The organism is Sphaerobacter sp. (genome assembly GCF_019683595.1).
In the GTDB taxonomy this organism is placed as follows: Bacteria; Chloroflexota; Chloroflexia; order Thermomicrobiales; family Thermomicrobiaceae; genus Sphaerobacter.
Genome location: NZ_JADGHZ010000128.1, coordinates 1 through 10,146, shown reverse-complemented (window position 1 = coordinate 10,146; position 10,146 = coordinate 1). Strand labels below are relative to the sequence as shown.

The 10,146-nt window shown below is 70.7% G+C and carries 7 protein-coding genes; 4 read left to right on the top strand and 3 right to left on the bottom strand.

Annotated features, from left to right (window positions below):
• Positions 1-59 precede the first annotated feature (59 nt).
• The 3 genes from alr to IRZ30_RS12535 form a co-directional block, all read right to left on the bottom strand.
• Complete coding sequence (gene alr / locus IRZ30_RS12545; protein WP_294085601.1) at positions 60-1,286, bottom strand: alanine racemase; 1,227 nt, start codon at positions 1,284-1,286, stop codon at positions 60-62.
• A 121-nt stretch (positions 1,287-1,407) separates the two neighbouring features.
• Positions 1,408-2,217: an energy-coupling factor transporter transmembrane protein EcfT gene (locus IRZ30_RS12540; RefSeq protein WP_294085599.1), complete on the bottom strand. Its 810-nt coding sequence runs from the start codon at positions 2,215-2,217 to the stop codon at positions 1,408-1,410.
• A complete protein-coding gene (locus tag IRZ30_RS12535; RefSeq protein ID WP_294085597.1) occupies positions 2,214-4,136 on the bottom strand; it encodes an ABC transporter ATP-binding protein in 1,923 nt (640 codons plus the stop codon). Before IRZ30_RS12535 ends, IRZ30_RS12540 begins: the two co-directional genes overlap by 4 nt.
• Before the next feature lie 305 nt (positions 4,137-4,441).
• On the opposite strand from IRZ30_RS12535, the gene IRZ30_RS12530 reads away from it, so the two are divergent.
• From IRZ30_RS12530 to IRZ30_RS12515, 4 genes are all read left to right on the top strand, one after another.
• Positions 4,442-5,161 (top strand): DUF4386 family protein, encoded by a 720-nt coding sequence (locus IRZ30_RS12530; protein WP_294085595.1) that lies wholly within the window; start codon positions 4,442-4,444, stop codon positions 5,159-5,161.
• A gap of 97 nt (positions 5,162-5,258) precedes the next feature.
• Complete coding sequence (locus tag IRZ30_RS12525) at positions 5,259-7,457, top strand: GAF domain-containing sensor histidine kinase (RefSeq protein ID WP_294085594.1); 2,199 nt, start codon at positions 5,259-5,261, stop codon at positions 7,455-7,457.
• Between the two features lie 105 nt (positions 7,458-7,562).
• Positions 7,563-8,219 (top strand): response regulator transcription factor, encoded by a 657-nt coding sequence (locus tag IRZ30_RS12520; protein ID WP_294085592.1) that lies wholly within the window; start codon positions 7,563-7,565, stop codon positions 8,217-8,219.
• 186 nt (positions 8,220-8,405) lie between these two features.
• The gene (locus tag IRZ30_RS12515) at positions 8,406-10,136 is read left to right on the top strand and encodes a cellulase family glycosylhydrolase (RefSeq protein ID WP_294085590.1); all 1,731 of its coding nucleotides are present in this window, start codon (positions 8,406-8,408) and stop codon (positions 10,134-10,136) included.
• Positions 10,137-10,146: the final 10 nt, after the last annotated feature.

Genomic DNA, 10,146 nt, shown 5'->3' with positions numbered 1-10,146 from the left:
GGCATATTCCGGCGACCGCCGTCGCACACGACACCGCAGCCCCCGCCACCGCACGGCGGTCAGCGGGCCGCGAATGGGTTCTCCACCAGCCCCAGCAGGTCGAGGACGGCGACGGGGCGGCCGCCGCGGAGGTAGACGCGCGGGACGCGGGCGGCGAGGGAGCTGACAATCTCGTAGCTGATGGTCCCTGCCAGGGCGGCGGCCTGGTCGGCGGTCATGGCGCCGTCCCGGCCGTCGCTCAGCAGTACGACCTCGTCCCCCTCGGCGACGTCCGGCGCGGCGTCAACCTCGATCACCGTCTGATCCATGCAGATGCGACCACGGATCGGGCAGACGGCGCCGCCGACGACGGCCCAGCCCCGGTTGGAGAGCAGGCGCACCAGCCCGTCGGCGTAGCCGATCGGGAGGTCGGCACAGCGGATGGGTCGCTCGGCGATGTAGCTCCAGCCGTAGGAGATGCCCTCGCCGGGTGGGACGGTGAAGACCTGCCCCACGCGGGTCACCAGCCGCAGCACCGGGCGAATCGGCGCCGGGAGAGGGCGCTCAGGGCTGGGGTTCAGCCCGTAGAGGATGAGGCCGGCGCGGACCGCGATCGTGGCGCCGGGAGCCGGGATCTCGACCACGCCGCGGAGGAAGGCGGCGCTGTTGGCCATGTGCACCAGGGGCGGCTGCAGGCCCGCCGCGGCGAGCGCCTGGACGGCCGCGGCAAAGCGCCGGGTCTGCTCCTGCAGCACGCGGTCGTCGGCCGCGTCCGCGGTGGCGAAGTGGGTGAAGACCCCCTCGACCTGGACCCGCGGCTCCGCCGCCAGCGCGCGCACCAGTTCGACCACGCCCTCCGGCTCGACCCCGAAGCGGTGCATGCCGGTGTCGACCTTGAGGTGCACCGGGAGCGGCGGCAGGTCATCGCCGAGGGCGTCGAGCAGCCGCTGCAGACCGGTGGCCGAGCCGACGGCCAGGGCAATCCCCGCCTCGGCCGCCTGGCGGGCCAACGCGGGGTTGGGCGGACTGAGGACGAGGATGGGGGCGACCACTCCCGCCGCGCGCAGCAGCAGCGCCTCCTCGATACGGGCCACCGCCAGCCGGGAGGCTCCGGCTGCCAGCGCAGCCCGGCCGCAGGGGACAAGGCCGTGGCCGTAGGCGTTGGCCTTGATCACCGCCATCAGCTCGGCTCCTGGGGGAAGTTGGCTGCGTACGTACGCTACATTACCGGCGAAGGCGTCGAGGTCGATCAGCGCGTGGGTGCCGCTCTGGGCAGCGGCTAGCCGCGCGGCGAAGGGCTCGATCACGTCCGGCAGCTCCTCTCTCATCCCGGCGTCTGCCGAGAGCGAAATATAGCGTACGTACGCGTATACGGACATCGTGCGCGGACGGCCAATGGGCACGGCTGCGCCGTCCGTCCGACCCGTCCTACACGACCGGCCATAGCAAGCCCCGGCCCAGTCCGATCGCGAGCGAGAGCCACAGCAACACCCCAGCGCTGCCGACCACCAGGACCAGCAGCAGCCAGTCGACCGGCCGCATCGCCAGGTCGTGCAGCGTCGTGCGCGGGACCGGCGCGCCGAAGGCCCGCGCCTCCAGGGTCCACCCAAGCTGCTCGCTCAGACGCAGCACCGTCACCAGCGCCGCGATCAGGATCGGGATCATCGCCCGTGCCCGGCGCAGCACCCCACCGCTTAACACCAGCCCCCGCGCCTGCTGCGCGTCGGACACGGTCTGGAACACCCCGGCGAAGGTGGGGATGAAACGGAGCCCGATCGTCAGCGCCATGCCGAGCCCGAACGGCAGGCCCAGGCGGACGAAGCCCCGCACGATCTGCCGTTGGTCGGTGGTGCTCAGCCAGAGGACGAAGACGAACGAGAGCGCGGCGATGCGCAGCGCGGCGCCCACGCCCGCCAGCAGCGCGCGGCCGGTGATGCGCAGCGGGCCGGCTTCGAGCAGCACCGGCGTCCCGCCCCGGTTGAAGAGCGGCCAGAGCAGCACGATGAGCAGCAGGAACGGCGCGAGCGTGCGCCAGACCCGCGCCAGTCGCGTCCCGGGCACGCCGGCGCTCACCAGCGCCAGGTGGGTCAGCCCCAGCGCCAGGACGAACAGCGGCAGGTTGGACCAGACCAGCAGCAGCGCCAGCGCGCCGAGCACGAACGCCAGCTTGACCCGGGCATCCACCCGGTGCAGCCAGGAATCGCCGGGAACGTACAGGTCGAAGCCCGCCGCGCTCATCGCTCGCGCCCCTCACCCGTCCGCCCGCCGGCCGGGCACTCCGCCCCGCCGGGCACGCGGCGTAGGAACGCCGCGCAGAAGGACCCGACGGTGAGCGCCGGGGGCATCCCGGCGTCGGCGAGGTCCAGCGACAGGCGCGTCACCGGCGCCGGCCGCAGCCCGGCCGCGGCCAGGCGCTCGGCGTCGGTCAGGATCGCCTCGGGCGGCCCGTCGGCCACCACCCGCCCGTCCGACATCACCACGACCCGCCGCGCGTGTGCCGCGGCCAGGCGCAGGTCGTGGGTGATCAGGAGCACGGTGACGCCCTCCGCCACCAGCGCCTCCAGCGTCGCCATTAGCTCCGTCGTGTCCCGCCGGTCGAGCCCGCCGGTCGGCTCGTCGAGAACCAGCACGCGCGGGCGTGTGGCGTAGACCGCGGCCAGCGCCACGCGCCGCCGGGCGGCGCGACCCAGCAGCATCGGGTGGCGCTCGCGCAGGTCGGTCAGGCCGAAGCGCGCGAGCGCCTCGTCCACCCGCGCGGCGAGATCCGCCCCGCGCGCACCCAGGTTGCGCGGCCCGGACGCGACCTCGGCGGCCACAGTGGGCTGGAAGATTTGATGGTCGGGGTTCTGGAACACGTAGCCGACGACGCGCGCCAGCTCCCCTGGCGGGTGCTGCCGCGTGTCGCGCCCGGCCACCAGCACCCGCCCGGCGTCGGGCCGCAGCAGCCCGTTCAGGTGCTTCGCCAGCGTCGTCTTCCCCGAGCCGTTGACCCCGAGCAGCGCGACGAATTCCCCGGGCGCCAGGGTCAGGTCCACCCCTCGCAGTGCCGGGACCGACCCACCGTAGCTGTAGTGCACCCCTTCGATCACGACCAGCGGCTCCGGTGCAGCCGCGTCGTGTTCCCCGGCAGACTGAGCGGATCCCATGGACACGCTGCGAGCGGCGTCGAAGGATCCATCTCGCGGCGCCGGGTCATCACCCACGACCGGGTCCGTCGATTCGGACAACGCCGCCGGAGGCGGCTCCCGCCGCTCCCGGCTCGGCTCGGGGTGACACGGACTGACCAGCCATCTCCGCAGGGCCGGGGCGGCCTCCTCCGGGGTCAGCGCCGCCAGGTCGGTGCCGAGCGCGGCGCTCAGCCGGGCCGTGACCTCTGCCACCTGCGGCGCGAAGACCCCGACCCCGGCTAGGTGGTCCACCTGGGTGAAGACCTCCCGCGTCGGGCCGGAGAGCACGATCCGCCCGGCGTCGAGCACCACGACGCGGTCCGCCAGCCGCGCCAGCAGTTCGGCGTCCTGCTCGACCAGCACCACCGTCAGGTCCGCCCCGCGCTCCCGCCGCAAGGCCGCGATCGCCGCGGCGACCTCCTCCTTGCCGGTCGGGTCGAGCTGGGCGGTCGGCTCGTCGAGGACCAGCACCTGGGGTCGCATCGCCAGCACTGCGGCGATCGCCACCCGCTGCTTCTGCCCGCCCGAGAGTTGCGCCGCCGGCCGGCGGCGTGCCCCGGCCATCCCGACCGCCTCCAGCGCCCAGGCGACCCGGGCCGCGATCTCCTCCCGCGGTACCCCCAGGTTCTCGGGGCCGAAGGCGACCTCGTCCTCCACCGTCAGCCCGACCAGGTTGCTCTCCGGGTCCTGAAAGACCATCCCGACCCGCGTCGCCAGCCGCGGCACCGGAACCTCCTTGGTGCTCCAACCGCCGACGCGCACCTCGCCCCGCACCGTGCCCCCGGTGGCGTGCGGCACCAGGCCGTTCAGCGCCAGGCAGAGCGTGCTCTTCCCGCTCCCGGCCGTGCCGGTCACGCCGAGGCACTCCCCGGCCGCGATGTCGAGCGTGATCCCGTCGAGCGCCGTCACCGGCGCCCCACCCGGCTCGGCCGGGGGGTAGCGATAGGTGAAGTCGCGGATCTCGATGAGTGTCTCAGCTTGCGCTGACACGACCGGTCATCCTTCGTCGACCCCCAGGCCCCCACCAGCGCGAGCCATCCGCGCACCCTACGCTGCTCGCCCGCGCCCGGGCTCCAGTGTACGCCGCCCGGTGTACCGCTGGCACATCCCACCGACCAGCGTTCCCAGAACCGATTCCCGAACATTGGGAAGCTCGCACCCTTTCCCCCGGGAATCCCACTCCCCTATCGTCGTCATGGGCTCGCGAGCAGACCAGAGGCACCAGATTGATCAACGGCGACCCGTGAACCGTCGCCGTGACGGATAACGGCGCAAGCCGGGAAAGGCAACGCACCATGCTGGTACAGCACGCAGACAACGAGTTCGAAGGCGTCTCCCTTCGGTATCGCCTCGCGCTCATCAGCGGCTTCGCCTTTGGCGTGCTCATGTTCGTCAAGGGCTTCCTCTTCACTCCCGCCGAGCCAGATCTCGGCGGCTCGGCGCAAGCCATCGAGGACTGGCTGGCAACCAGTCGCATCGACTGGCTGATCTCCATCTATCTTGAGTTCGCCGCTGGCGCGTTCTTCCTCGTCTTCGTTGCCGGCCTCTACGTCGCGCTGCGCCGCGCGGGAGACGGCAGCGGACTGCTGGCACTTGCCGCTTTCGGCGGCGGGGTCGCGACCATTCTCGTATCGATCGCCCGCCTGGGCGTCGAACTCGCGTTCGTCCGCGTCGCATTGGATGGCGGCACACCGGAGATGCTGCGGGCGCTGGGCACCGTGGCGCGCTCGCTCCAGGAGGGGCTGGCCTTCCCGCAGGGTGTCTTCTGGGCGACCGCCTCGATCGCGATCCTGGCGACCCGGCGGCTGCCCCGTTGGATCGGCATACTCGGCGCGGTGGGCGCGGTGAGCCTCTTCGTCAGCACCGGCACGGTGTTCGATCCGGAGAGCCCACTGGGCATCTTCGGCTTCCTCGTCTTCCCGCTGTTTTCGATCTGGATGCTGGCGACGCCGGTGACGCTGCTTCGGCGGTCCATGACACGCCAACCAGCCCCGCAGGCACAACCTCTCGAATAAGCGCTCCGCTGCCGGTCGGCGCCGTTCTCGAGTAGGATACGGAGACACGAGCGGCAGCGACGGCGCTGGTCGACGGAGCCCCAGGAGGAGGCCGCGCATGCGCGTACCCCGGGCACGAGTCCCATCGCTTGTCGGGTTTGGCCAAGATTCGGAACGCGACCAGCGGCTACGGCAGGGTGGGACTGTGCGGCTCCACAACCCCGCGCTCGCCGTGGCCCGCATCGGCTGGGTTGCGATGGCGGCATTGAGCACGGCGCTCTTTGTCGCCAGCCTCCCGGCGCACTACACGCAACTGGCCAGCGTTTCCGTCGATCCAGAGGCCGGCGCCGTCCGCGCCGGCCTCAGGCAGTTGGGCCTCGCGCCGGAGATCTATGCCGGCTACACGCTCGCGCTCAAGATCGCATTCGCCGCGGCCTTTCTGGCAATCGGCCTGTTCATCTTCTGGCGCAAGTCCGCGGAGCGGCTGCCGCTTCTCCTCTCGCTCACGCTCGTCCTGTTTGGGGCAACCTTTCCGAACACGCTTGGGGCCCTGGTCGCGAACCACCCGAACTGGGGAGCCGTCGTCTCCGCGCTCGAGTACTACGCGATTTTCTCCTTCTTTCTCTTGTTCTGTCTCTTCCCGGACGGCGCCTTCGTGCCGCCCTGGACGCGGGCGGCGGCAGTCGCCTGGGTCGCCTTGGGCGGGGGCCTGATGTTCTTCCCCGGTTCGGTCGTCGACCCAAGCACCTGGCCCCTGCTGCTGTCGGGCCCCGTGTTCTTCGGCTTTCTCGGCGCCTTCCTGTTTGCGCAAGTCCACCGGTATCGGCGGGTGTCGGGGCCGATCCAGCGCCAGCAGACCAAGTGGGTCGTCTTCGGCTTCTCCGTGGCGATCGCCGGCTTCCTCGCGGTGGGTATCCCGGGCGATCTCATCCCCGCCCTGCACCAGCCCGGTATCCCGGCCGCGCTCTACGACCTGACCAGCACCACCGTCTTCGTCTGCGCCTTGCTCCCGGTCCCGTTGTCGATCGGCGCGTCGATCCTGCGCTACCGGCTCTGGGACATCGATGTCGTGATCCACCACTCCCTCGTCTACGGCGCGCTGACCGCCGGCGTCGTCGGCCTCTACGTGCTCGTGGTCGGCTACCTCGGCGCCCTCTTCAACACCGGTGGCAATCTCGTGATCTCGCTGATCGCCACCGGCCTCGTTGCCGTCCTCTTCCAGCCGCTACGGGATCGCCTCCAGCGCGGTGTCAACCACCTGATGTACGGCGAGCGCGATGACCCCTACGCCGTCCTGGCTCGCCTTGGCCGGCGCCTCGAAGCGACGCTGGCCCCCGATGCCGTGCTGCCGACCATCGTCTCGACCGTCCAAGAGGCGCTGAAGCTGCCGTACGTCGCCATCGCGCTCCCCCGAGATGAGGAAGAGGAGTTCGCTATCACCGCCGCCGCCGGCCAGCCGCCCGCCGACTTGCTCCAGGTGCCGCTCATCTACCAGGGCGACGTCGTTGGCCAACTCCTGCTCGGCCCACGCGCACCGGGCGAAGCCTTCACCAGCGCCGATCGGCGCCTGCTCGACGACCTGGCGCACCACGCGGGCGTGGCCGTGCACGGCGTGCGCGTGATGACCGACCTGCAACGCTCGCGCGAGCGGCTGGTGCTGGCCCGGGAGGAGGAGCGGCGGCGGCTGCGACGCGACCTGCACGACGAACTGGCCCCGACGCTCGCCGCGCTCGGCCTGACCGCCGCCACCGTCGGTGAACTCATCCAGACCGACCCGGAGGCGGCCGCTGTCGTCAACGCCAAGCTGCAGACGGCGATTCGGGCCGCGGTCGGCGACATACGGCGGCTCGTCTACGACCTGCGGCCGCCGACGCTGGACGAGCTGGGCCTGGTCGACGCCATCCGCGAGCGCGCCATGCAATACACCAGCGCCAGTCACGCCCAGGGCGGGCCGAACCCGACCGCGGGGTTTCAGGTGACCGTCGAGGTTCCAGCGCCGCTCCCGGCGCTGGCGGCCGCGGTGGAAGTCGCGGCCTACCGGATCGTCCAGGAAGCCCTGATGAATGTCAGCCGGCATGCCCACGCCCGGACCTGCCTCGTCCGGCTCACCTGCGTCGCCGACGAGACGTTGCAGGTCGAGATCATCGACGACGGCATCGGTCTACCAGACCCGGCCGAGCGAGGAGGCCGAACCGGCGTCGGTCTGCGCTCGATGCGCGAGCGGGCGATCGAACTCGGGGGAACATGCCTGGTCGAGCGCGCAATGCCGACCGGCACGCGCATCGTCGCCCGGCTGCCGCTGGGGAGGCCGATGTAAGTGTCCTGCCTGTGGCACCCGACATCTCCGCCAGGATGTCAGGGAAGGCAGCAAGCCTAAGCTGCACGATGCGAGACGCATGATGCATCAGAACGGAGTACGCTCATGGACCCGGTGCGCGTCCTGATTGCGGATGATCATCCGCTCTTCCGAGACGGACTGACACTGCTGCTGAGCACAACGCCGGATATCGAGGTGATCGGCGAGGCAACCACGGGCGACGAGGCCGTCACGCTGGCCGAGACGCTGCGGCCGGATGTCGTGCTGATGGACATCAAGATGCCGGGCCTCAACGGGATCGAGGCGACACGCCGCATCCTGGCAGCCCATCCGGCCACCCGCATCTTGGTCGTCACGATGTTCGAAGACGACGCCTCGGTGTTCACCGCGATGCGCGCCGGTGCGCGGGGCTACGTGCTCAAGGACGCGACCAAGGACGACATGCTGCGGGCCATCCGCGCGATCAGCCGCGGCGAGGCGATCTTCAGTCCTGGCATCGCCGCCCGCCTGATCGACTTCTTCACGACAGCGCGGCCCGCCGTTCCGATGGAAGCCTTTCCCATGTTGACCGGACGCGAGCGAGAGATGCTCCACCTGATGGCCCAGGGAGCCTCCAATGCCGAGATCGCCCGGCTCCTCTCCCTGAGCGGCAAGACGGTCGCCAACTACGTTTCCAACATCCTCGGTAAACTACATGTGGCCGATCGGGAGGAGGCCATCGCGCGAGCGCGTGAGGTAGGGTTGGGGAGGAATAGTACCTGACCGGTGTCACCTTGGTTCTTGTACAGCGAACGTCTTCTACCCAGCAACATCGATCCGTATCCTCGCTGTCCATCATGTAGCGACGCCGCATGAACGGGGCCGTGATGCTCGGTATCCGATCGTGCCGCGCAGGCGGCGCGCCGATCGGGCGTGGGGAGGGTTGGGCCTAAGATCGTGGTGGCCCTGATGCGACGCTTGATCCTGACGCTGCTGGTCGTGGGACTGCTGTTGGCACCAGCGGTCACGCTTGCGACTCCCGCGGTGCCCCAGGCGGGGATACCACCCGGCCAGTCCACGCTGGGTGACGGCAAGGCCGCCTACTTCCCGGAAACCGGCTTCTGGGTAAGCGATCCGTTCCTGCGCTTCTGGGAGCAGAACGGCGGGCTCCCGACCTTCGGCTATCCGATCAGCCGCGTCTTCTACCAGGACGGCCTGCTGCGACAGTACTTCGAGCGCGCCGTCTTCGAGCGCCACGACCACCTGGCCGGCGCCGGCTACGAGGTGCTCGTGACCCGGCTCGGCGCCCTGACGACGCTCGACCGCCGCAACGAGCCACCCTTCCAACCGGTCGACGCCGCGAACGATCATCACTGCCGCGTCTTCCCCGCCACCGGCCACCGGCTCTGCGGCGGTTTCCGCATCTACTGGGAAACGCGCGGCGGGCTGGCGGCCTTCGGCTACCCGATTAGCGAAGAGTTCATCGAGAACGGGCGCACCGTGCAGTACTTCGAGCGCGCCCGCTTCGAGTGGCACCCGGAAAACCCCTGGCCCCACGACGTACTGCTCGGCCACCTCGGCCGACAGGCGCTCGCGGCCCGGCCGGTCCCGCCCCTGGCGGTCACCCCGGAGGGCCCGGCAGGTCCGACCCCGCCCATCGGCCCGCAGCCGCTCTACAACCACCCGGTCGGCTGCGCCTTCAACGTCTTCTGGTGGGGCGACGAACCGAACCACGTCACCAACGAGACCTACCTCGACCTCGTTCGGGACGCCGGCTGCGACTGGGTGCGAGTCCAGGGCCAGTGGGGCCTGATGGAACCGGAGCCGGGCTACTACATCTTCCACCCGCTCGACCGCTTCGTCGACGCGGCGCGGGAGCGCGGGCTGCACGTGCTGGTCACGGTGAACGCGCCGCCGGCCTGGGCGCTCGACATCCCGCCCGGCACGCCCGCCAACCCGGTCTCCTTCGGGCGCTTCATGGAGGTCCTCGTCGCCCACTTTCGCGGCCGCGTCGACGCCTGGCAGATCTGGAACGAGCCGAACATCGCCCAGGAGGCCGGAGGGTTGATCCGCCCGGCCGGATACCTGGAACTGCTGCGCGTGGGCAGCCAGGCGGTCAGGCGGCACGACCCGGACGCGCTGGTCGTGCTGGCGGGGATGGCGCCGAGCAGCCTCCGCGAGCGGACCGTGATCTGGGACGACCTCGCCTACACCGAGGAGTTGCTCGCGCTAAACGGCGGCGAGGCAGGACGCTACATCGACGTGATCGGCATCCACGCCTACGGCGCGGGCAACCCACCCGACAACTACTGGCCGAGCAACCCGGCCAACACCCCTGCCTGGAACAACGCGCCGGAGTTCTACTTCCGCCGCGCCGAGGCGCTGCACGCTGCCGTCGTGAACGCCGGGCTGGGTCACCTGCCGATCTGGATCACCGAATTCGGCTGGGGCACCGCCACCGACTGGCCGTCCTGGGGCTTCAGCAAGTGGGTCAGCGAGGAGGACCAGGCACGGTACCTCGTGCGGGCCTACGAGATCGCACGCACGGAATGGCCCTGGGTCGAGCGGATGTTCATCTGGAACCTGAACTTCGGCGCCTTCAACGGCGACGGCCACCCCTTCACCGCCTACGCCCTCCTCTACCCCGACGGCACCCCCCGCCCCGCCTACGAGGCGATCAAGGCGATGCCGAAGGAGTGAGGGCGAGGGG